20 protein-coding genes, 1 tRNA gene, 1 pseudogene and 1 riboswitch are annotated in these 22998 nt (G+C 61.6%); of the genes and pseudogenes, 7 read left to right on the top strand and 15 right to left on the bottom strand.

What is annotated here, in order from left to right; translation table 11 throughout:
• Positions 1–10: 10 nt before the first annotated feature.
• From ROSMUC_RS01660 to ROSMUC_RS01640, 5 genes are all read right to left on the bottom strand, one after another.
• A complete protein-coding gene (locus ROSMUC_RS01660) occupies positions 11–556 on the bottom strand; it encodes a YaeQ family protein (RefSeq protein ID WP_037269812.1) in 546 nt (181 codons plus the stop codon).
• Between the two features lie 371 nt (positions 557–927).
• Positions 928–3777, bottom strand: a complete 2850-nt coding sequence (gene gcvP, locus ROSMUC_RS01655; protein ID WP_037269810.1) for an aminomethyl-transferring glycine dehydrogenase — start codon at positions 3775–3777, stop codon at positions 928–930.
• 122 nt (positions 3778–3899) lie between these two features.
• Positions 3900–4259 carry a glycine cleavage system protein GcvH gene (gene gcvH, locus ROSMUC_RS01650; protein WP_037268829.1) on the bottom strand — a complete coding sequence of 120 codons (360 nt, stop codon included), beginning with the start codon at positions 4257–4259 and terminating at the stop codon, positions 3900–3902.
• Between the two features lie 20 nt (positions 4260–4279).
• On the bottom strand, positions 4280–5404 hold the full coding sequence (gene gcvT, locus ROSMUC_RS01645; protein ID WP_037268826.1) for a glycine cleavage system aminomethyltransferase GcvT: 1125 nt from the start codon (positions 5402–5404) through the stop codon (positions 4280–4282).
• A 166-nt stretch (positions 5405–5570) separates the two neighbouring features.
• A riboswitch (glycine riboswitch) is annotated at positions 5571–5657 on the bottom strand.
• A 31-nt stretch (positions 5658–5688) separates the two neighbouring features.
• Positions 5689–6141 carry an RrF2 family transcriptional regulator gene (locus ROSMUC_RS01640; RefSeq protein WP_037269808.1) on the bottom strand — a complete coding sequence of 151 codons (453 nt, stop codon included), beginning with the start codon at positions 6139–6141 and terminating at the stop codon, positions 5689–5691.
• Positions 6142–6228: 87 nt separating this feature from the next.
• Here ROSMUC_RS01640 and ROSMUC_RS01635 point away from each other — a divergent pair, with 87 nt between their 5' ends.
• Both ROSMUC_RS01635 and ROSMUC_RS01630 read left to right on the top strand, forming a co-directional pair.
• Entirely contained in the window at positions 6229–6804 is a 576-nt protein-coding gene (locus ROSMUC_RS01635) for a gamma-glutamylcyclotransferase family protein (protein ID WP_342748330.1), read from the top strand.
• 13 nt (positions 6805–6817) lie between these two features.
• Positions 6818–8080: a DUF2254 domain-containing protein gene (locus ROSMUC_RS01630; RefSeq protein WP_052115222.1), complete on the top strand. Its 1263-nt coding sequence runs from the start codon at positions 6818–6820 to the stop codon at positions 8078–8080.
• Here the strand turns inward: ROSMUC_RS01630 and gltX are convergent.
• Together gltX and ROSMUC_RS01620 are read right to left on the bottom strand one after the other, a co-directional pair.
• On the bottom strand, positions 8064–9389 hold the full coding sequence (gltX, locus tag ROSMUC_RS01625; protein ID WP_037268822.1) for a glutamate--tRNA ligase: 1326 nt from the start codon (positions 9387–9389) through the stop codon (positions 8064–8066). The two genes, ROSMUC_RS01630 and gltX, sit on opposite strands and share 17 nt — an antisense overlap.
• A gap of 64 nt (positions 9390–9453) precedes the next feature.
• Positions 9454–10786: pseudogene (locus ROSMUC_RS01620) on the bottom strand (MFS transporter).
• Positions 10787–10928: 142 nt separating this feature from the next.
• Between ROSMUC_RS01620 and ROSMUC_RS01615 the strand changes: the two are divergent.
• The gene (locus ROSMUC_RS01615) at positions 10929–11852 is read left to right on the top strand and encodes an MBL fold metallo-hydrolase (protein WP_037268819.1); all 924 of its coding nucleotides are present in this window, start codon (positions 10929–10931) and stop codon (positions 11850–11852) included.
• A 55-nt stretch (positions 11853–11907) separates the two neighbouring features.
• Entirely contained in the window at positions 11908–12303 is a 396-nt protein-coding gene (locus ROSMUC_RS01610) for a metallopeptidase family protein (protein ID WP_037269802.1), read from the top strand.
• Between the two features lie 90 nt (positions 12304–12393).
• Here the strand turns inward: ROSMUC_RS01610 and ROSMUC_RS01605 are convergent.
• Both ROSMUC_RS01605 and ROSMUC_RS01600 read right to left on the bottom strand, forming a co-directional pair.
• A tRNA-Leu gene (locus ROSMUC_RS01605) sits at positions 12394–12480 on the bottom strand.
• Between the two features lie 100 nt (positions 12481–12580).
• Complete coding sequence (locus ROSMUC_RS01600) at positions 12581–13918, bottom strand: peptidoglycan-binding domain-containing protein (RefSeq protein ID WP_037268816.1); 1338 nt, start codon at positions 13916–13918, stop codon at positions 12581–12583.
• 81 nt (positions 13919–13999) lie between these two features.
• On the opposite strand from ROSMUC_RS01600, the gene lipB reads away from it, so the two are divergent.
• Both lipB and ROSMUC_RS01590 read left to right on the top strand, forming a co-directional pair.
• Positions 14000–14683 (top strand): lipoyl(octanoyl) transferase LipB, encoded by a 684-nt coding sequence (gene lipB / locus ROSMUC_RS01595; RefSeq protein WP_075571694.1) that lies wholly within the window; start codon positions 14000–14002, stop codon positions 14681–14683.
• 98 nt (positions 14684–14781) lie between these two features.
• Entirely contained in the window at positions 14782–15171 is a 390-nt protein-coding gene (locus ROSMUC_RS01590) for a c-type cytochrome (protein WP_037268814.1), read from the top strand.
• Positions 15172–15235: 64 nt separating this feature from the next.
• Here ROSMUC_RS01590 and arsB read toward each other — a convergent pair whose 3' ends face one another.
• The 4 genes from arsB to ROSMUC_RS01570 are packed head-to-tail and all read right to left on the bottom strand — an operon-like array spanning position 15236 to position 19333.
• Positions 15236–16243 carry an ACR3 family arsenite efflux transporter gene (arsB, locus tag ROSMUC_RS01585; RefSeq protein ID WP_037268811.1) on the bottom strand — a complete coding sequence of 336 codons (1008 nt, stop codon included), beginning with the start codon at positions 16241–16243 and terminating at the stop codon, positions 15236–15238.
• Positions 16240–17502: an organoarsenical effux MFS transporter ArsJ gene (arsJ, locus tag ROSMUC_RS01580; RefSeq protein ID WP_037268809.1), complete on the bottom strand. Its 1263-nt coding sequence runs from the start codon at positions 17500–17502 to the stop codon at positions 16240–16242. The genes arsB and arsJ overlap by 4 nt, the downstream gene beginning before the upstream one ends.
• The gene (locus tag ROSMUC_RS01575) at positions 17499–18497 is read right to left on the bottom strand and encodes an ArsJ-associated glyceraldehyde-3-phosphate dehydrogenase (protein WP_037268805.1); all 999 of its coding nucleotides are present in this window, start codon (positions 18495–18497) and stop codon (positions 17499–17501) included. Before ROSMUC_RS01575 ends, arsJ begins: the two co-directional genes overlap by 4 nt.
• Positions 18494–19333: an arsenate reductase/protein-tyrosine-phosphatase family protein gene (locus tag ROSMUC_RS01570; protein ID WP_037268802.1), complete on the bottom strand. Its 840-nt coding sequence runs from the start codon at positions 19331–19333 to the stop codon at positions 18494–18496. Before ROSMUC_RS01570 ends, ROSMUC_RS01575 begins: the two co-directional genes overlap by 4 nt.
• Positions 19334–19516: 183 nt before the next feature.
• Here ROSMUC_RS01570 and ROSMUC_RS01565 point away from each other — a divergent pair, with 183 nt between their 5' ends.
• A complete protein-coding gene (locus ROSMUC_RS01565) occupies positions 19517–19876 on the top strand; it encodes a BrnA antitoxin family protein (protein WP_052115221.1) in 360 nt (119 codons plus the stop codon).
• 249 nt (positions 19877–20125) lie between these two features.
• On the opposite strand, the gene ROSMUC_RS01560 is transcribed toward ROSMUC_RS01565, so the two are convergent.
• Positions 20126–20977 (bottom strand): hypothetical protein, encoded by an 852-nt coding sequence (locus tag ROSMUC_RS01560; RefSeq protein WP_146005660.1) that lies wholly within the window; start codon positions 20975–20977, stop codon positions 20126–20128.
• A 238-nt stretch (positions 20978–21215) separates the two neighbouring features.
• Complete coding sequence (ettA, locus tag ROSMUC_RS01555; protein WP_037269794.1) at positions 21216–22871, bottom strand: energy-dependent translational throttle protein EttA; 1656 nt, start codon at positions 22869–22871, stop codon at positions 21216–21218.
• Positions 22872–22998: the final 127 nt, after the last annotated feature.

Genomic DNA, 22998 nt, shown 5'->3' with positions numbered 1-22998 from the left:
ACATCGCGGTTTACGCGGCGCTCTTCCATTCTTGCGGGGTCACGTAAACGATACTCTCCCCGACACTGACCATCACATCGCCGTCTTGGATATTGATCTGGAGCTTCATCGTGCGGTTGGCCATTCGCTTCAATTCGTCCGTTTCAGCCTCGGAAAAATTGATCACCTGAAGATTGTCAAACCGGGTGGCGCTGTTCTTGATCTTGTCCCACCACATCTCGGCCGTCCTGCCACCATAGGGATAGACGATCACCCTTTGGGCCTTGCCACAAGATTGTCGTAGCACTTTCTCACTCGGAAGCCCGAGAGCCACCCAGACGTCCAGCTCCCCACTCAGGCTTTTTTGCCAAATGTCCGGCTCATCATCCGTTGACAGGCCCTTGGTCATTTCCAGACGTTCATTGGCATTCAGCGCAAACGCCAAAAGGCGCACCATCAACCGTTCTTCCGTCTCTGACGGATGCTTTGCAACCGTCAGCTTGTGAGTCTCGTAATAGTGACGATCCATGTCAGAGACGGTGAGTTCTACTTTATAAATAGTGGCATTTTGCGCCATGAGATGTTCCATAACCTGAGAGATCGGTAACCTTACAGCGTCTCGGGCACGTTTTAAAGCGTCCCCGTTTAATCGATGCCTTATCCAGCCAGCCAGAGGCAATTCCAACAAGCAGCGGGTGCCCAGAGGGCTGAGGTGAAAGCCAAGCTGCTTTAATCGCGGCCTTACCCTATTTGGGGTATGACAGACTCAGGTTATTCACACTAGCGTGAGAACACGTGATCAGAGCGGCCCGTTTGAGTGATGGCGCATCCGTTTCTGTCGCTTGTCCGCGCTGGCTGCTATGGGGCGGATTATTTAAAAAGAGCCTTTTCATCAGGACAAAAGGCGGCCTCGAAAGGCCGTCTTTTTCTTTTTCACACCGGCTGCGGTTACTCCGCAGCCTCTGCATAATCTTCCAGCGGCGGGCAGGTGCAGATCAGATGCCGGTCGCCGTAAACATTGTCCACGCGGTTGACCGGCGGCCAGTATTTATCGACCCGGAAGGCACCCGGCGGAAAACACCCCTGCTCGCGGCTATAGGGCCGATCCCAATCCTTGACGAGATCCTCCATCGTGTGCGGCGCATTCTTGAGCGGGTTGTTTTCCGGGTCGATCCGGCCCTCTTCGATGTCACGGATCTCTTCGCGGATGGCCAGCATAGCGTCGCAGAAGCGGTCAAGCTCGGCCTTGGTCTCGCTCTCGGTTGGTTCCACCATCAGCGTGCCCGCCACCGGCCAGCTCATCGTCGGCGCATGGAACCCGCAATCAATCAGCCGCTTGGCTATGTCATCCACGGTCACGCCCGCACTCTCGGCAAAGGGGCGCACATCAAGGATGCACTCATGCGCCACCCGCCCCCCCCGGCCCTTGTAGAGCACCGGAAAGGCCCCTTCGAGCCGTTTGGCGATGTAATTGGCATTGAGGATCGCCACCCGTGTCGCCTGCGTCAGCCCGGAACCACCCATCATCAGGCAATAGGCCCATGAAATCGGCAAGAGCGAGGGAGAACCAAAGGGCGCGGCACTGACAGGCCCCTCGGCCCCGCCGGTTTCGGGATGCCCCGGCAAATGCGGCACAAGATGCGCCTTGACGCCAATCGGCCCCATGCCGGGACCGCCTCCGCCATGCGGGATGCAGAACGTCTTGTGCAGGTTGAGGTGGCTCACATCGCCCCCCAGATCACCTGGGCGCGCAAGCCCCACCATGGCGTTCATATTGGCCCCGTCAATATAGACCTGACCGCCGTGGCTATGGGTGATCTCGCAGACCTCGCGCACCGTTTCCTCAAACACACCATGGGTCGAGGGGTAGGTGATCATGCAGCCTGCAAGATTCTCGGCGTGCTTCTCCGCCTTGGCGCGGAAATCCTCCACGTCGATATCCCCATTCTCGGCGGACTTGACCACCACCACATCCCAGCCCACCATCTGCGCGCTCGCGGGGTTGGTGCCATGGGCGCTCACCGGGATCAGGCAAACGCGGCGATGCCCCTGCCCCTGCGCCCGGTGATAGGCGGCAATGGTCAAGAGGCCCGCATATTCCCCCTGCGCGCCGGAATTGGGTTGCATGGAAATCGCGGCATAGCCGGTGATGTCACAGAGCTTGGCGCTCAGATCGTCGATCATCTCCTTGTAGCCCAGCGCCTGATCGGCGGGCACAAAGGGGTGCAGAAGCGAGAATTCGCGCCAACTGACCGGCATCATCTCGGCCGCGGAATTGAGCTTCATCGTGCAGGAGCCCAGCGGGATCATCGCGCGATCCAGCGCCAGATCCCGATCCGCCAACCGCCGCATGTAGCGCATCATTTCGGTCTCGGCGCGGTTCATGTGGAAAATAGGGTGGGTCAGATACTCGGACTCGCGCTGCAGAACATCGGGGATACGGTATTCCGGCGTGAAATCGGCATCTTCCATGATGATGCCAAAGGCGCGCCAAACCGCCTCGATGGTCGCAGTGCGGCTGCGCTCGTCAAGCGTGATACCAATCTTGGTTTCCCCCACGCGGCGCAGATTGATCCCCTCGCGCACCGCCGATTGCAGCACGCCACGCTGCAAGAGACCGACATCCACCGTGATCGTGTCAAAGAAATCGCCCGGTTCGACATGGAACCCCGCCGCTTCCAGCCCCTTGGCCAGACGCACCGTCTTGCGGTGGATACGCTGCGCGATGGCGCGCAGGCCCTTGGGGCCGTGAAACACCGCATACATCGACGCCATGACCGCCAAGAGCGCCTGCGCGGTGCAGACATTCGACGTGGCCTTTTCGCGGCGGATATGCTGTTCGCGGGTTTGCAGGCTCAGGCGATAGGCGCGGTTGCCATGGCTGTCGATTGACACGCCCACAATACGCCCCGGCATGGCGCGTTTATAGGCGTCCTTGGTGGCCATATAGGCGGCATGCGGCCCGCCATAGCCCACCGGCACGCCAAAACGCTGCGTCGAGCCCACGGCAATATCCGCGCCCATGGCACCGGGTTCCTTGAGCAGCGTCAATGCCAAGGGATCGGCGATCACGATGCCGAGTGCGCCGCTTCCATGCAGGGCCGCAATCTCGGGGGTGAAGTCGCGCAGTGTCCCATAGGTGCCGGGATACTGGAAAATCGCGGCAAATACCTTGTCCGCCACCAGATCATCCGGGCTGCCGACGATCACCTCAATGTCCAGGGGTGCTGCGCGTGTCTGGATCACGGCGATATTCTGCGGATGGCAATTCTCATCGACGAAAAACGCCTTGGCCTTGGACTTTGCCACGCGCTGCGCCATGGTCATGGCCTCTGCCGCCGCCGTCGCCTCGTCCAGAAGCGAGGCATTGGCGATTTCCAACCCGGTCAGATCGCTGACCATGGTCTGAAAGTTCAACAACGCCTCAAGCCGCCCTTGGCTGATTTCCGGCTGATAGGGGGTGTAGGCGGTATACCACGCCGGGTTTTCAAAAATGTTCCGCTGAATCGCGGGCGGCGTCACCGTGCCGTGATAGCCTTGGCCAATCAGCGAGGTCAGAACCTTGTTCTTGGACGCGGTCTGCCACATGTGGAATTGCAATTCCTGCTCCGACTTGGGTTTGCCGAAATCGAGCGGCTTTTCCTGGCGGATGGATTTCGGCACCGTCTCGTCAATCAGCGCCTCAAGCGATGCGACGCCCAGAACCTTGAACATCTCGGTCATTTCCTCAGGCGAGGGGCCGATATGGCGGCGATTGGCGAAGTCATAGGGCAGATAATCGGTCGCTTTGAACGACATGGGTTTGTCCTCATCAGATCGCGCAGGCGGCATGACGCTGGCCCGCTGCTTCTTCTTGGCAAAAGTACTCCTGCCGGAGGCCCGAAACCTTTTTGGGCCTTCCGCGCCTCCGGCGGGCGGGTTCAGGCGATATGGGCCTGATAGGCGGCCTCGTCCATATAGTCGTCCATCTGGCTGGAATCTGCGGGCTTGATCTTGAAGAACCAGGCATCGCCCATCGGATCTTCGTTGACCTTGCCGGGATTGTCGATCAGCGCCTCGTTGACCTCGACGATCTCGCCGTCAATCGGGGCGAGAATATCCGAGGCGGCCTTGACGCTCTCGATCACCACCACCTCGTCATCCTTGCTGACCTCGGTGCCCACTTCGGGCAGATCGACAAAGACCACATCCCCCAATTGCTCGCTGGCGTGTTCGGTGATGCCCACGACCACGACGTCATCCTCGACGCGCAGCCATTCATGTTCTTCGGTGAATTTCATCGCTTTCCGGCTCCTGTTGCTCAGCGTTTGAAAGTTGCAGGGGTAAAGGGCAGCTTGGCCACCCGGACGGGCAGGCGTTTGCCGCGCACCTCACCGTATAACTCGGTGCCCTCGGCCGCCAAGCCCTGAGGGACATAGCCCATCGACATCGGCGCCTCGATGGTCGGGCCAAAGGCCCCAGAGGTCACGTGACCGACAGCCTCGCCGCCCTCGGCGGTGGCGAAGAGTGGTGTGCCCTCGCGCATCGGCGCGCGGCCCTCGGGGCGCAGGCCCACGCGGGCGCGCGGCGCACCCTGTTGCAATTCGCCCAGAATACGCTCTGCGCCGGGAAACCCGCCCGCACGTGCTCCGCCCGCGCGGCGCACCTTTTGGATCGCCCAACTCAGACTTGCCTCGACCGGCGTCGTGCCCGTGTCGATGTCATGCCCATAGAGGCAGAGACCCGCCTCAAGCCGCAAACTGTCACGCGCGCCCAATCCGATCGGCTCCACATCCTCATGGGCCAAGAGTGCGCGCGCGAGCGGCTCTGCCTGTGCCTCGGGCACGGAAATCTCGAACCCGTCTTCGCCGGTATAGCCCGAACGCGAAATCCACAATTCGCCAAAGTTGCTCACGAAAATGCCCACATCCATGAAGCGCATCGCGGCCACGCCCGGCACCAGCCCCGCCAGCACCACCTCTGCAGCGGGGCCTTGCAGGGCCAAGAGCGCGCGGTCGGTGATCTCTGCCACCTCGATCCCCGGCAATCCGGCGCGCATATGCGCGATATCGGCGGCCTTGCAGGCGGCATTGACCACGACGAACATATGATCGCCCCGGTTGGCCAGCATCAGATCATCCAGAATACCGCCCGCGTCATTGGTGAACATGCCATAGCGTTGCCGCATCACACCCAGACCCAGCAGATCCACGGGTACGAGCCCCTCCATCGCTTGGGCCACGGCGGCATAGCCGCCCGGCGCGCGCAAGATCACCTGCCCCATGTGACTCACATCGAACAGCCCCGCCTTGGCACGGCAGTGCAGGTGTTCCTTCATCACGCCCAGGGGATATTGCACCGGCATGTCATAGCCCGCGAACGGCACCATCTTGGCCCCCAACTCGCGGTGCAATGCATTCAACGGCGTTATTTGCAGATCAGACATCCGCATCCTTCCCTTTGCTCTGGTCCGGATCATCAGTCGATCAGTCCGGCACCGCCCTCGCGCCATGCCCATTAAAGGCCGCGCCACGATGCCCCCTCTGTCCTTTTGCCTGAGATCGCTATCCCGTCGGCGTCCCGGTCACGTCCGGGCTCTCTCCAGAGTTTCGAGGATCGGGCAGGTCCTTGCGCCTGAGAGTTTCCGGGGCGGTTGCTCCTTCGGCACTGGCTTGCGCCAGTTCTCCCTATCCGATCTACGGCACACGCTAGTATACAGCACGCCGCAATTCAAGCCTGTTTGAGACAAGGCACCGCTGAAAAGATCGTGAAGAGCGCCTCGTTGTCACAGACAAGCGCGTCCAGCGTCACCTCGTCGAGATGGGCATAAAACGCCTCGACCGCATCAACCAGCGCCACCCGCAATCGGCAGGCATTGGTCAAAGGACAGGTGTTGTCGACATCGGCAAAACATTCCGCCACAGGCGTATGCTGTTCCAATTGGCGAAACACGTCACCCACGGTGATCTGGGACATCGGACGCCCCAGACGCACCCCCCCGGTGCGCCCGCGTTGCGTGTAGAGAAATCCCAGTTGCGACAGGCGGTTGATGATCTGCGCCAGATGGCTTTCCGAGGTGTTGCAGCGCTCGGCTATCTCGGCCTTTGTGACGAGACGGTCGCTGTTGGCGGCGCAAAACATCAAGAGCCGGATGGCGATATTGGTGCGTTTGGTGATCCGCATGACAGGCATTTCCCCCTCAATTGATCAATGCAGTCTTGCGGCGAAACCGCGACATGACCATGATCCAGATCAAGACAGGGGCAAAGCGTGATTGGACACTCATATTTCTTTGGCTACGGAAGCCTTGTGAATCGGGCGAGTCACAGCTTTGCCGGCGCCGTTCCCGCACAGTTGACCGGCTGGCGACGGATCTGGCGGCACACGGACCTGCGGCCCGTCGCCTATCTGACGGTGGTGCCGGACGCGCATGCAGAGATTGACGGGCTGATTGCGCCCGTGCCCGATGCCGATTGGCCCGCGCTCGACGCCCGCGAGGCGGCCTATATCCGCGCGCCCGCCGCGCATCAGGTGCGCCACCCCCTGCCACATCGCCCCGAAATCGCCGTTTACACCATCCCCGACGGGCTGCACGCGTCACCCAGTCAGGCGCATCCGATCCTGCTCAGCTATCTTGATGTTGTGGTTCAGGGCTATTTCCGCGAATTCGGCACGGCGGGCGTGCAGCGCTTCTTTGACACCACCCATGGGTGGGACGCGTCTCTGCTCGATGACCGCAACAGCCCCCGCTATCCCCGCCATCAGAGCCTCACAGACGAGGAACGGGAATTAACCGACAGGCATCTTGACCGGCTTGGCGTCTCGCTGCTCACTTCCGACAGATAATCAGGGTCCGCATTTGAAAACCCATATTCTCTCGACCACGGCCCTCTCGCTCTTGCGCCTCAGCCGCAAGCTCTGGCTGCGCGTGACGCTCTTCGCGCTCTTGGCGGTGCTGGCATCGGCGGCGGCGATCCTGCTCGAGGATCAAATCCCGGACGGCCTCAAAGCCCGCTTTACCCCGGACGCTGTGATGCCGATCCTCACGATTCTCGCTTCGGGTATGCTGGCGGTCAGCACCTTCTCGCTCAATGTCATGGTCACGGCCCATAACGCCGCCGCAGGGCAGACCACGCCGCGCGTACATGCGATCCTCTTGGCGGATACAACCACGCATACGGTTCTTGCCACCTTCATCGGTGCCTTTGTCTATGCGCTGAGCGCGATCATCCTCTTTCAGACCGGGTTTTACCCGGAGGGTGCCAGCGTTCTGGTGCTGGTCTTTACCGTGGCCGTAGTGGTGTTGGTGGTGGTGGCGCTTTTGCGCTGGATTCATCACCTGAGCGATTTGGGCAGCATGGATGCCACGCTCCATTCGATCGAGCAGGCCGCGCGCAACAGCTTCATTCGCGACCGTAGCCTGCCATCGCTCGGCGCGCGGAGGTTGACAGACGAGACGGTTTTGCCGGTTGAGGCCCGCCCGCTCTGCGCCCCCCGAACCGGGTATTTGCAACTTATCGACATGCACGCCATCAGCGAAAAACTGGGCACAGACCAAACTCGTGTCTATCTCTATGTCCGACCCGGTGCCTATCTGGTCCGGGGCCAGACCATCGGCCATGCCACCGGTCTGAGCGAAGAAGAGCGGAGCGCCATCTGCGAAAACCTGACCATCGCCGCGATCCGCAGCTTTGAGCAAGACGCAAGTTACGGACTTTTGGTCTTGTCGGAGACCGCGTCGCGGGCGCTCTCGCCGGGGATCAACGATCCGGGCACCGCGATTGCCGTGCTATGCCGTCAGGAAAAGCTCTTGCTGGACTGGGCACATGCCACGCATGCCGAGGATAGCCCGCTCTTTCCCCGGCTCTTTCTGCCGGAAACGTCACGTGCCGCGATGATCGACACGGCCTTTGCCAGCGTGGCGCGCGATGGGGCAGGACAGATCGAGGTGGCGCTGCGCCTGCAACAGGTTCTGGGGCGGCTGGCCTCGGCACCCGATAGCGATCTGGCTCAGGCGGCACGGGAAATGTCGCAACATGCCCGCGAATATGCTGAAAGTGCCCTGCCCCTTGAACGTGACAAGACGCGGCTGCGCGCGGCGGTGCTCAGCCCTTCGCCTTGATCACCTGCAAGAGCGGCAGCACCTGCGCCATTTCCGGCCCATGCGCCTGACCCGTCAGCGCCTTGCGCAGCGGCATGAACAGGCCCTTGCCCTTGCGCCCCGTGGCCTCCTTGACGGCGGTTGTCCACGTGCCCCAGGTCCCGGCATCATGCGGACCCTCGGGCAAGAGCGCCATCGCCTGCGCCACAAACTCCCGATCCTCGTCCTCGATCACCGGCTCTGCGCCATCGCGGAATAGCGCCCACCAGCCCTCCAGATCATTCAGCGTGGTGATATTCTCGCGCGTGACCTCCCAGAATTGCGGGGCCAGTGCCTCGGGCACGCCGATCTCCGCGATCTTGCCTGCCACCGCCTCGAACGGCCGCGCCGCCAAGTGCCGCGCGGTCAGCGGAAAGAGGTCGTTCTCGTCAAATTTGGTCGGGGCAGAGCCAAACCGCTCGATATCAAAGCCCTCGATCAACTCGGCCATCTCTGTGCGCAGTTCCACCGGATCAGCCGACCCCAACCGCGCCATCAAGCTCAAGAGCGCCATCGGCTCGATCCCCTGCGCGCGCAGGTCGCGCAACGACAGCGCACCCAGACGTTTCGACAGCGCCTCGCCCTGCGGGCCCGTCAAGAGCGAGTGATGCGCGAATTGCGGCGGTGTGGCTCCAAGCGCCTCGATGATCTGGATTTGCGTGGCGGTATTGGTCACGTGATCCGAGCCGCGCACGATATGCGTGACGCCCATCTCGACATCATCCACCACCGAGGCCAGCGTATAGAGCACCTGACCATCACCGCGAATGAGTACCGGATCACTGACCGAGGCCGCGTCGATCGAAATATCGCCAAGGATACCATCGCGCCACTCGATCCGCTCCTGGATCAGTTTGAACCGCCACACGCCATTGCCCCGCTCGGCGCGCAGCTTGTCCTTGTCCGCGTCACTCAGCCCAAGCGCCGCGCGGTCATAGACCGGCGGGCGACCCATGTTGAGCTGTTTCTTGCGCTTGAGGTCCAGTTCGGTCGGCGTCTCGAACGCCTCGTAGAACCGCCCCATGCTGCGCAACTTGTCCGCGGCATCGGCATAACGATCCAACCGCAAAGACTGCCGCTCAATCCGGTCCCAATGCAGGCCCAACCACTCCAGATCCTGCTTGAGCGCGTCGACATAGGCCTCTTTCGAGCGTTCGGCGTCGGTATCGTCGATCCGCAGAATGAACGTGCCCCCAGCGCGCCGGGCAATGAGATAGTTCATCAGCGCAGTGCGCAGATTGCCGACATGGATATAGCCGGTGGGCGACGGGGCAAAGCGGGTGGTGATCATGGGCGTCTCCTGACTCTGCCGCGGGCTTTGTCACAGGCGCGCGCGTTTGTCCAGATTGCGACCCCTAGCCCTGGGTGGGCCAGACACGATGCGCGTCGTCGATCACGAGCGGATGCGCATGCCGCCGCCCGCCATGGGCGCGCAGATGCGGATGCCCCTTCGGGCAGGTCGGGATGTGCGTGCACGGGCGCATCGGGCAGGCCAGCCGGCCAGAGCCGCGCCGCCACCCCCAACCCCAGGGCCGCAAGCCCCGCCATCACCCCCAAGGCTGGCCCCATGCCAAGGGCCTGCCCCGCCCATCCCGCCAAGGGATAGCTCACCAGCCAGCACGCATGGCTGAGTGCGAATTGCGCGGCAAAGACCGCCGGGCGGTCCTCGGCATGGGCCGAGCGCCTCAAGAGCCGTCCCGACGGTGTCAGGATACCGGCATAGAGCGCGCCGATACACGCCCAGATCGCCAGAAAGAGCGGCCAGCCCGGAAGCCCGCCGCGCCAGAGCAACGCCCCCGTGATCACAGCGACAGCGATCAGCCCCCGCGCCGCCGTCATCATCACAGGCCGGTCCGCGACGTGATCCAGTATGCGGGGCAACAACAGCGCCGCCGTCATCGACCCCGCCCCAAAGGCCGCCATGGCAAGGGCCAGCGCCCCCGCGTCGCCACCATAGCCGCCGCGCACCAGTACCACCGTATTGACCAGAACAAAGGCCCCGACCGAGGCCGCAGCCATGTTCAGCGCCAAAAGACCGCGCAGGCGCGGTGTGGCCAGATATATCCGCACCCCCCGCGACAGACGCTCGCGAAACGGACGCTCCGCCGCAGCCCCGCGCAGGCCGGGAATCACCGCCCTTGCCACCAGAAGGGCCGAGGCCACGAACCCCGCCACCGTGCCCAGAAAGAGCCAATGATAGCTCATCACCGCCAAGAGAAGCCCCGCCAAGGCAGGGCTCACGAGGTTTTCCAGATCATAGGCAAGGCGCGACAACGACAGCGCGCGGGTATAATCCCCCTCATCGGGCAACACATCGGGCAAGACCGCCTGATAGGCCGGGGTAAAGGTGGCCGACGCTGCCTGGAGCACGAAAATCAGCCCATAAATCTGCCAGAGGTCCGTGACGAACGGCAGGCACAGCGCCACGCCCGCACGCAGCACATCCGCCCCGATCAGCACCGTCTTGCGCGGCAGACGCTGCACCAGCGCCTGCGCCACCGGCGACAGGCCCACATAGGCCACCATCTTGATCGTGTAGGCCGTGCTCAGAACCAGCCCCGCCTGCGCCCCCGCCAGATCATAGGCCAAGAGGCCAAGGGCCACGGTCAAGAGACCCGTGCCTATCAGGGCGACGACCTGCGCGGCAAAGAGACGGACGTAATCGCGATGTGCAAAGAGGGTCAACATGGTCCGATGCTACACCCCGTTATCCGCGCCGGGAATGGCGCGTTTCCTCCCGCGCCGAACCAATCTCAATTTTCCGTGAGCGCCATGCGCCCTACATGGAACCGCGCTACCCTGACGCGAGTACCATCAACAGGAGGATTCCATGTCCAGACCCACACTCACCCGTCGCGCCATCCTTGGCTCCGCCGCGGCCTTGCCCCTTGCGGCTGTGACCGGTCCCGCCCGTGCCGCAGCGCCGATGCTGGGGGCTGCCACCACACGGTTCAACCGGGTGACACTCGGAGATTTCGAGGTGACGACCCTGCTCGCCGCCACCATGCCGCGCCCCGAGCCTCAGAGCATCTTTGGCCTCAACGTCAGCGCAGAGGAATTTGCGCAGGTCTCTGCCGCCAATAATATCCCCACCGATCAGGCGCAGTTCTTCTTCACGCCTACGGTGATCAACACCGGCGCCGAGCTTGTGCTCTTTGACACCGGCCTCAATCCCGAGGCGATCACCGGTGCTCTTGCCTCGGCGGGCTATACCCCCGATCAGGTCGATGTGGTGGTCATCACCCATATGCACGGCGACCACATCGGCGGGCTGATGGGCGAGGGCGCCGCTGCCACCTTCCCGAATGCCCGCTACGTGACCGCAAGCGCCGAGTACGACCATTGGGCCGCAGCCGGAAACGAGGGATTCGACGCCAAGATGCGCCCGCTGGCCGAAAAGACCGAGATGATCGGCGACGGGGCCAGCGTGGCCTCGGGCATCACCGCCATGTCCGCAGCGGGGCACACCCCTGGCCACACCGCCTATATGATCGAGAGCGGCGGCAAATCGCTGGTCATCGCCGCCGATTTCGCCAATCACTATGTCTGGTCGCTCGGCTATCCCGACTGGGAGGTCAAGTTCGACATGGACAAGGCACAGGCCGCGGCCACCCGCCGCAAGGTTCTGGGCATGCTGGCCGCCGACAAGATCCCCTTCATCGGCTATCACATGCCCTTCCCCGCCGTGGGCTACATCGAGACACGCGGCGACGGGTTCCAGTATGTGCCCGCGAGCTATCAGCTGATGCTCTGACAGGACGAGGCGGGGGCGGATTTACATTTCCGCCCCCGCGCCCCATATGCCGGGCATGGACAGGCCCACCCCCGATCTTGCCAGTTTTGAGGATATGGCCCGCGCGGCCGTTCTAGCCCTGCCCTCTGCGTTTCGCCCGGCCGCACAAGGGGTGGCGTTGCTGGTGGCCGACTGGCCGCCCCAACATCTGCTCGACGAGATGGAAATCGACGATCCGCTCGATCTGACAGGCCTCTACGAAGGCATCCCGCTGACTGAGAAATCCCATTTTGATCAGCCGCTTGGCCCCGATACGATCTGGATTTTCCGCGAGCCGATCCTCGACGAGTGGCGCGACCGGGGCGATATTGATCTGGCCGATCTGGTCACGCATGTGGTGGTGCATGAACTGGCGCATCACTTCGGCTGGTCGGATGCGGAGATTGCTCGCATCGATCGCTGGTGGGAATGAGCGCCCGGCGCCCTGCCGTTCCAGCGAGCCACAAAACCACGACCATTGGGAAAGTGTTTTCTGATCCTATTTCACCCCGAAGGGATGAAATGGTGCGGTCGAGAGGACTCGAACCTCCACGGGAGTTACCCCACAGCGACCTCAACGCTGCGCGTCTACCAATTCCGCCACGACCGCACGTGATCAGGTAGGTTTGGGCCGTATATGCAAACTCATCCGCCTTGTGAAGGGGCAAAACACATTGCCCCTTCGGTTTTTCACAGGACCGTTCCGTCGCCTAATCGAGCTTGAACGTGGGCAATGTCGCAACCGGCTGCACGCTGCCGCCACTGCCAGCCTGAGCGCCCTGCGTATGGAACGCCGCCTTGCGCAAAAGCCCAGTGCGACCGGTGTTTCCGGGGGCAAAAACAGGCTCTGCACCGCGCTCGACCGCCTCGACAGCGCCTTGATACCACGCCAGGGCCAGATCAGGCCGTCTTGTCGTGCCAAACCCTTCGTTCAGGTGATGTCCCATCAACTCGCCATAGGGCTCTTCGCCCAGCGCCGTGAGCAACAGGGCAGATCCAAGCGCCACGTTCATGTTGTCGATTCGGTAGCCGACCGAGAGACAAATCTTGGCCGTTCCCGCCAATTGCGCCGGAGATTGCCCGGACTGAAGCACAAAGCCACGTACGTTTTGCACGACCTCCTCGCGCGGACTGAGCGAGAGCGCGGCCACGTGATCCCGCATCGCAGGTTCGAATGCCCGGCATTGGTCTTCAAGTTGCGTCTGTGTCACCCCCTTGAGAGAGGCTGCCATCGTTTCGCCCTCGGCAATCGCGTAGGTGCGCGCAAGGCAGAACTGCTCGTTCAGCGCCACACGACCATCCCCCATCGAGGCCTCGGTCACAAAACCGCCGTTGGAGTTGGTAATTAGGCTCACCTGATTGCAATGCGACGCCAGCGACGGGCCTTCGCCGCCCGAGGCCATCAGGTTTGGTAACGCAGCAAATCCAGTGGCTGCGGGCGCAGGCGACGCGCTTGGCGCGGGCACTTGCGCGGCTTGGGGGATGGCCGCCATCACTGGGGACGGCGCTGCTGGCGCAGGCGCGGGGGCGGCCGCATAGGTCGGCACCCCCGCCGCCTCGTCGCGATAGGCGTGCAACAGGCCTCGTGTGCCCTGCCCGCGCTGCGCGATCAACTGCCCCGTCGCCGCGCCGCTGCTCTGCGCGCGGTAATACGAGCTGATGAGAAACTGCCGCTCGTAATCCGCCAGATAGCCGGTCGCCGGATAGCCCATATGCGCCTGGAACTGCGCGGCGGCATCGCGCGTGTTGCGACCGCGCACGCCATCGGGCGTCCCTGCCGGAAAGCCGAAATAGTTGAGCGCGGTCTGCTCTTCGCGCACTTGCTGACGCTCGACGCTGTTCACCGGGGCCTGATAGACCCGACGCGTTGTGGTTGTCGTCTGTTGTTTGCGTTCCCGCGCCTTGGCACTTTCGTTCACGATGATGCCACTCACCGCGCCACCAACAAGGCCGCCTACCAGCCCATCCTTGAAATCTGCCTGGGCCACGCCCGCAGGCAACGCTACCGTAGTCGCCAAGGCCATCATTAGAATTCGTTTTGAAAACATCGCTCATCTCCCCTAAGCAGGTGCAAACTTGATAGGACAATCTACCACAAGTTTTCCCTCACACGTGAACAGAGTCAAACCTTGCCGCTGAAAACCCCCTTTGCCATCGACCCATCCGGCGTAGAATGGCATCTCTCCGCCGATCTTGTGCCCTTTCCGGAGGCCGTGGCCGCAATGGAAGAGCGTGTTGCGCGAATCGCCGAAGGCACCGCCGCCGAGGCGATCTGGCTCTTGGAGCATCCGCCACTCTACACCGCCGGCACGTCGGCGAAACTGGCGGATCTAACCGACCCTGACCGCTTTCCCGTCTATGAAGCGAAACGCGGCGGGCAATATACCTATCATGGCCCCGGTCAGCGCGTGGTCTACATCATGCTCGACGTGGGCAAGCGCGGCCGCGATGTGCGCTGTTTCGTGCGACAGTTGGAACGGTGGGTCATCGCCACGCTGGCAGAATTCAACGTTACCGGCGAAATCCGCGCGGGCCGCGTCGGCGTCTGGGTCACGCGACCCGACAGGCCGCTGACCGCGACGGGCCATCAGGCCGAGGACAAGATCGCCGCCATCGGCATCCGCCTGCGCAAATGGATCAGCTTTCACGGCATCTCGATCAATGTCGAGCCGGATCTGGAGCATTTCACCGGCATCGTGCCTTGCGGCATCACCGAACACGGCGTGACCTCATTGGTCGATCTTGGCCTGCCCGTCACCATGGACGACCTCGATGTCGCCCTGCGTCGGTGCTTTTCACAGGTATTTGACTGAGGCAATCCGCCGCCTGCACCAAAGTTGGAGGTTGCAAGCCGGGGCAGTCGGACTATGGTTATACGTAGAATGCAACCAAACTCCAAATGAGGTAGCTCATGAAGACCCTTCTTGCCGCATCTGCCACGCTTGTGGCTCTTTCTTTGCCCGCTTTTGCCGAAGGTGACGCCGCCAAAGGCGAAAAAGAATTCAACAAGTGCAAAGCCTGCCACATGATCGCTTCGGACAGCGAAACGATCGTCAAAGGCGGCAAGACCGGCCCCAACCTCTACGGTGTGATCGGGCGCACGGCAGGCAGCTATGAAGGTTTCAAGTATTCCGACGGTTTGGCGGCAAAAGGCGCCGAAGGCCTGGTTTGGGACGAAGCTGAGCTTGCGACCTTCGTCAAGAATCCCAACGATTATCTCGGCAGCCGGTCGAAGATGACCTTCAAACTGGCCAAGGGCGGCGAGGATGTGGCCGCCTATCTCGCGACCTTCTCGCAATAAGCCAAAGCTCAATCGCAAGGCACATAGCTCCGCGCCACCGCGCGGGGCTTTTTCATGGAAGGTCTCAGGTGAACCGCGCCCGCGTCCGGTTGGCCAGCGCCACCAGCGACAGCATCACCGGCACCTCGACCAGCACGCCCACCACCGTCGCCAATGCCGCCCCGGAATTGAGCCCAAAGAGCGAAATCGCCACAGCCACCGCGAGTTCAAAGAAATTCGATGTGCCGATCAGCGCACAGGGGGCCGCGATCCGGTGTGGCACCTTGAGCAGCCATGCCGCCGCATAGGCAACCGCGAAAATCCCATAACTTTGAAGAATAATGGGCACCGCGATCAACCCGATCACCATTGGCCGCTCGACGATTACTCGACCCTGCAGACCAAAGAGGATCACCACCGTCGCGATCAACCCGAGGATCGACCACGGCTTGACGCGCCCCTGAAACGCCGCAATCCGCGCCTCGGACCCCAGCCTGCGCCGCGTGAGCAACCCCGCCGCCAGCGGCAGCGCCACAAAGAGCAGCACCGACAACACCAGCGTTTCCCATGGCACGACAATATCCGTGACCCCGAGCAGAAACGCGACAAGCGGCGCAAAGGCAAAGACCATCACCACATCGTTGACCGACACCTGCAAGAGCGTGTAACTCTCGTCGCCCTTGGTCAGTTGCGACCACACAAACACCATCGCCGTGCAAGGGGCCGCGCCCAAGAGGATAAGGCCCGCGATATATTGTTGGGCATCAGCCGGGGCGATCAGATCGGCAAAGACCCCCTCAAAGAAAAGCACCGCCAGCGCGGCCATGCTGAACGGCTTGATCAGCCAGTTGACCACCAGCGTGATCGCCAGCCCCCGGGGCTGGCGCGCCACTTGGCCGAGGCTCGTGGGATCGACGCCGACCATCATCGGATAGACCATCGCCCAGATCAGCACCGCCACCACCAGATTGACCCGCGCCACCTCTGCCGCCGCAATCGCCGCGATCAGGCCCGGTGCCACAAGGCCAAGCATCACGCCCGCCGCCATCGCCAGCCCGACCCAGACGGTCAGATACCGCTCGAAACCACTCATGTCTCTGTCCTTTCCTGTGGGGTCAACCGTCCCGCCGCCAGCGCCGAGAGCGCCACCATCCCGGTCGCCACCCCCAACATCAGCGCAAGCCCCCCCACTTGATAGGTCAGCCCAGAGAGCAACGTGCCCAAGAGCCGCCCTGCGGCATTGGCCATGTAATAGAACCCGACATCCAGTGTCACCCGTTCTGCGCGGGTGAAGGCAAGGATCAGATAGGAATGGAGCGCCGAATTGACGGCAAAGATCGCGCCGAACACCAATAGCCCCGCCACCAGTGCCACGGTGAGCCACGGCTGCGCCCCCCCGGCCATCAGCGCCAACGCGGTCAGCACCGCAGGCACCCCGCAGAGCGCCAGCGCCCAGCCCCGCGCGGACGCGATCAACTCTGCCTCAGGCCGCGACTTGGCGCGCAGGATCTTGGGGGCCGAGGCCTGCACCGCCCCATAGAGGATGATCCAGCCCGCCATGAACGTGCCGATCAGAAAGAACGCGGCACGGTTCCCGGCCTCGGACCCGTCCGACAGGACACCGTAGAAATAGATCGGGATGCCCACCACGAACCACACATCGCGCGCACCAAAGAGAAACACGCGCGCCGCGCTCAGCCAGTTCACATTGGCGGATTTCGAGAACACTTCCGAGAATTTCGCCCCCTTGCGCCCGCGCGGCAGGCCCGGCGGCATGGCGATGACCACGGCCATCAGGATCACCGCCAGCACCCCCGCCATGGCCCAGACCGCCCCGACAAAGCCGATCCCGGCCAAGAGCGCCGCGCCGAGGAGAAACCCGACTCCCTTGACCGCATTTTTGGACCCGGTGAGCACGGCAACCCAATGGAAAAGCCCGCCCTCCTCCGACGGGGCCAGCAACTTGACCGCGGATTTCGACGACATCTTGGCCAGATCCTTGGCCACACCTGAGGCCCCCTGCACGCCCATCACAAAGGCCACCGAGAGCGCGAGGCTCCACTCCGGGTCAAGTTGCGCCAATGCAATCAGCGCCGCCACTTGCAGGCCAAGCCCGGCATAGAGCGTCGCCGTCAATCCGAACCGCGCCGCGATCCAGCCAGCCGAGAGGTTGGTCACCATCCCCGCAAACTCATACAAAACAAAGAGATAGGCCAGTTGCACCGGGCTGAATCCCAGCGTGTGAAAGTGCAAGAGCACCAGCATCCTGAGCGCCCCATCGCTGAGCATGAAGGCCCAATAGGCCGCCGTGACGGCGATATAGGCGCTCAGCCCCTCAGGTCTTTTGCTCACAGGCTGTCCCCGACCATGCAGGCCACATCGACCAGACGATGCGCATAGCCCATCTCGTTGTCATACCAGACATAGACCTTTACCTGCGTGCCACCCACCACCATGGTCGAGGGTGCATCGACAATGCCCGACCGCGTGTCATTGGTGTAATCGGCGCTGACGAGGGGCCGGGTTTCATAGCCCAGAATTCCCGCAAGCGGCCCTTCGGCGGCGGCTTGAAACAGGCTGTTCACCTCCTCGACGCTGGTCTCGCGCTCCATCTCGAACACACAATCGGTCATCGACGCGTTCAGCAGCGGCACGCGCACGGCATGGCCATTCAGGCGGCCTTTCAACTCGGGATAAATCAGCGTGATCGCCGTGGCGCTGCCCGTCGTGGTCGGGATCAGCGAATTGAGCGCCGAACGCGCGCGGCGCAAATCCTTGGCGGGGCGGTCCACGATGGTCTGCGTGTTGGTCACGTCATGGATCGTGGTGATCGAGCCATGCTTGATCCCTATCGCCTCATGCAGCACCTTGACCACTGGAGCGAGGCAGTTGGTGGTGCAGCTTGCCGCCGTCACGATGCGATGCCGCGCAGGCTCGTAAACCGCGTGGTTGACGCCGTAGACGATATTGGCGGCATCGCCGTCCTTGACCGGAGCAGAGACGACGACTTTCTTGACGCCTGCCGTGAAGTAGGGCGCGATCTTGGCCTCGGTCTTGAAACCGCCCGTGCAGTCGATCACCACGTCCACACCATCAAGCGGCAACGCATCCAGATCCCGCGCGCCGATGAACGGCAGCCGCACGCCATTGATGATCACCGCGTCGTCGGCATGCCCGAAACTAGCATCCCACCGCCCGTGCACCGTGTCGAATTCGAGCAAATGGGCGTGCATGGCGGCATCGCCCACCGCATCGTTGATCCACGCCACCTTGGCGCCGCGCTCAAAGAGCGGCTTGAGGATCAGCTTACCGATCCGACCCAGACCGTTGATGGCATAGACCGTCATGCGCCCTGCCCCTCGGATTGCCGCGCGATGTCATCGACCGCGGCTTGCAGGCTGACACGATCCAAGGTCGAAATCGGCAGCGCCGCAAAGGCCGTGATCCGGTTACGGAGCGCGCCATAAGCTTGTTGAAACGCAAGGCTTTTCTGCGCCTCCGTGCCCTCGGCCTTGACCGGGTCGGGCATGCCCCAATGGGCGCTGACCGGCTGGCCTTCCCAGGCCGGACAGTCCTCGTTCGCGGCCGTGTCACAGACGGTAAAGACAAAGTCGAGCGCGGGGGCTTCGGGCCCGGTGAACTCTGACACGTTCTTGGCGCGCAGCGGGGTCAGGTCATGGCCCTTGGCGCGCAAGACCTCCAGAGCAAAGGGATTAAGCTCGGAATAGGGGCGCGTTCCGGCGGAATGGACGGTGAAACGATCCCCCGCCATGTCGCGCAGGATGGTTTCGGCAAAGATCGACCGCGCCGAATTGCCGACGCAGATGAAAAGCACGGTGTATTTCCGGTGGGCCATATCGGGGCCTCCTCTGAGGGGGGGAAAGGGCGCGCAGATATCCGGGCGCCCGCGACAACAGTCGTTGAACAGGTAATCGAAGGTGCGTCGCACCTCTGTCATGTCGATGGAATATCTAAGGGATGTGCCCGCCCGCTCCTGCACCACCAGCCCTGCCTGCATCAAGGCGGCGAGATAGGCAGAGAGCGTCGAGGGCTTGAGGTGCAGAATTTCGGCCAATTCGCCCGCCGGGATACGATCCGGGTAGCGGCGCATGAGCAGCCGGAAGATCGCCAGCCGCTGCGGGTGACCAAGGGTTGCGAGGCGGGTGGGGGCCAGTGTTTCCATATTTCGTGAATATCGGAAATATTGAGGAGCTCAAGTGAAGGTTTTGTGACAGGCGGGGCGGACAATGCGCCGTGTTAGGCGACAGTATCCTGTCGGTATGGCGTCGGTGGGCGCGTGCGGGCGCGCAAGCGCGTGTTAACCCCCTTTGGACCAGGATGATCCCACGTAAACCGGAGCGCATGAATGGCCCGCCTGACCAAAACCCAACGCCTTGCTCGTGAGTGGCTCTTGCATGACCTCATTCACCTGAGCCGCGACGATTGGGTCTCGGCCACACTGGCCGATGTCGTGCCCGATGCCTGGCACACGCTGGAGGTCGATCTGGATGTGGAGGAACCGCGCGAGAAGGTGACGCTCTATCTCGACCGCTCGGTGGCGCGGTTCTATCGCGGCATGGGGCACGGCTATCAGGCGCGCATCAATCGGCTGTTGCGCACATGGGCGCAGATGAAGATCGCGGGTGAGGTGCGGGTGGATGCGTATCTGGCGAAGCGGGTGGCGGGCGATAAAGGTGAGACGGCAGAGGATGGGGAGGCGTGTTGAGAGCCGCGCGATGGCCGACGCGCGCGGGAGAAAGTCGAACGACAAGAGCGATTTTTGCGACAACGAGTTGGGTGGGTGCAACCCACCGACGGCGCGAGATGGCGTATGGATGGTGGGTTGTCACCCACCCTACGCGGGCTGGCGAAGCGGGTGGCGGGAGAGGAGTGAGGGCGATGGTAAGGAGACCAAGCCGCCATAGGGTGCGCATTCATGGCACACTTGTGGGCAGCGGCATAAGGACAGTATCTATTAAAACGGGATGGCGTTCTCCACGCTGAATTCAAAGTCAGCTTTAAAGCGACGCTCATTTATAGCATCACCATTAATCTTCACGTGACTATGGTCGCTTGACAGGTGCTTGACGGAAATTTCCAAATCGCAATAAGCGTCAGTCTTCAGAATATCACTGATTGCATTATCGACCGATGTGTTGAAATGACTACGAACGCACACTTCCACCGTTTTTGCCCCAATTTTTTTCCATCTGAATGTTTCTGCCCTTTCTCTAAGGTCGTTAATTATCCGATTATTAGAAGCACGAGCGGCAACGGAAACTAATTTTCTGTCGAGCCGCTCTAAGCGTTGAAGAATAATATCCCCAACTGGAAGTTCTTTGCTCTCAACCTCTGGAATCTGAAATGGCCCAAGTTGTCCAATGAAACTATTTTCCTTGGAATGCTCTGATGATTTCTCTAATGCTGCAACCAAATCTATGCGGAAGGCTTCCATTTTTGGATGCCTCAGGTCCCGGGGATACCCAATATAACGGTTTGGACCCGTATCAAAAGGATACTCGGTCATATCGTCCTTTATTATGACGGTGGGTTTCTGAGTCGCCATTCTGATGCCTAACTCGAAGAATACGTTAGGATTGCGGCCACTTACGTCGCAAATAACGATGTCATCGTTGTAAATATTCTGCAGTATTTCTTTATGGATCAAATTTGATTCAAAAGTATCGCTAACTAAGCGTGCTGTGAAGCCGGCGTCCTTCGCCGCGACTTCGACTATGTTAAGAACATCTTTCCAATGGGAGGTTGGCAGCCCATCACATTCCGATATTGGCATAACAATGCCACATACTTTCTTAGTTTCAGACATAAAATTCTCCGCAACCTAGAACAAGCAAAGTCATGAATTAAGCTTAACAATCAAATCTGTATTTTAGACAACATAAAATAGTTAACATCTTACATCACACAATCATTGTCTAATGACCGGCCCCCCGTAGGGTGCGCATTCATTGCGCACCGTGGCGCGCATAGGTGCCGGTGATAGGTGCGCAATGAATGCGCACCCTACGACATGGCGGCCCCGGGTCAGGCCCGGGGCGCGCGTACTACCTCACGAACTTCTTATACTTCACCCGCTTCGGCTCCAGTGCATCCGGGCCCAACCGCCGTTTCTTGTCCTCTTCATAGGCCGAAAAATCGCCTTCGAACCATTCCACATGCGCATCCCCCTCGAAGGCGAGGATATGCGTGCAGATGCGGTCGAGGAAAAAGCGGTCGTGCGAGATGACCACGGCGCAGCCTGCGAAATCCATCAGCGCATCTTCCAGCGCGCGCAGGGTTTCGACGTCGAGGTCGTTGGTCGGTTCGTCGAGCAGCAGCACGTTGCCGCCCTCTTTCAAGAGCCGCGCCATATGCACGCGGTTGCGCTCGCCCCCCGAGAGGAGCGAGACCTTCTTCTGCTGGTCACCGCCCTTGAAATTGAACGCCCCGCAATAGGCGCGGGAATTCATCTGCGCGTCGCCCAGCACGATCACCTCGGCACCACCGGAAATCGCCTCCCAGACGTTATCGTCGGGTTTCAGATCGTCGCGCGACTGATCGACATAAGACAATTGCACCGTATCGCCCAGTTCGATCGTGCCGGCGTCGGGCTGTTCCTGCCCGGTCAGCATCTTGAAAAGCGTGGATTTGCCCGCGCCGTTGGGGCCGATCACGCCCACGATACCGCCGGGCGGCAAGGAAAAGCTGAGATCCTCGATCAAGAGCTTGTCGCCCATCGCCTTGCGCAGCCCGTTGACCTCGATCACCTTGTTGCCCAGGCGCTGGCCGTTGGGGATGACGATCTGTGCACGGCTGATGCGCTCGCGTTCGGACTGGCCGGCCAGCTCGTTATAGGCGTTGATCCGCGCCTTTTGCTTGGCCTGCCGCGCCTTGGCCCCTTGCCGCATCCATTCCAGTTCGCGTTCCAGCGTCTTTTGCTTGGATTTATCCTCGCGCGCCTCTTGCAGGAGGCGCTTGGCCTTCTGGTCGAGCCAGGCCGAGTAATTGCCCTCATAGGGGATACCCCGGCCGCGATCCAGTTCGAGAATCCAGCTTGTGATGTCATCGAGGAAGTAGCGGTCGTGGGTGACGATCAGGATCGTGCCCTTGTAGGCAATGAGATGCTGTTGCAGCCAGGCGATGGTTTCCGCGTCAAGGTGGTTGGTCGGTTCGTCCAGCAGCAGCATGTCGGGCGCTTCGAGCAAGAGCTTGCACAGCGCCACGCGGCGGCGTTCGCCCCCAGAGAGCGAGGACACGGCCGCGTCATCGGGCGGGCAGCGCAGGGCCTCCATCGAGATGTCGATCTGGCTGTCGAGATCCCAGAGGTTCTGGCTGTCGATCTCGTCCTGCAACTGCGCCATCTCGTCGGCGGTCTCATCGCTGTAGTTCATCGCCAGTTCATTGAAACGGTCGAGCTTGGCCTTTTTCTCGGCCACGCCCAGCATGACATTGCCGCGCACATCAAGGCTGTCGTCGAGATGCGGTTCCTGCGGCAGATAGCCCACGCGCGCGCCCTCGGCAGCCCAGGCCTCGCCAGAGAAATCCTTGTCCATCCCGGCCATGATCCGCATCAGGGTGGATTTACCCGAGCCGTTCACGCCCACGACGCCGATCTTCACCCCCGGCAGAAAGTTGAGGTTGATGTTCTCAAAGCATTTCTTGCCGCCGGGATAGGCCTTGGAGACGCCCTGCATGTGATAGACATATTGATACGCTGCCATGATGTGCCGCTCCATTCCGCTTGGGTAACTGCTAATTCAGCCCGCGTGATACCTGCATGGGCGTGCGGGGGCAATGGGCTGTGGGGCGATGGATCGGGGGGCGCCCCGGATTTCGCTTTACACCGCG

The organism is Roseovarius mucosus DSM 17069 (assembly GCF_000768555.3).
GTDB classification, from domain to species: domain Bacteria; phylum Pseudomonadota; class Alphaproteobacteria; order Rhodobacterales; family Rhodobacteraceae; genus Roseovarius; species Roseovarius mucosus.
Note: the sequence above shows the minus strand (reverse complement) of the source record. Positions and strands in the feature narration are given on the sequence as shown.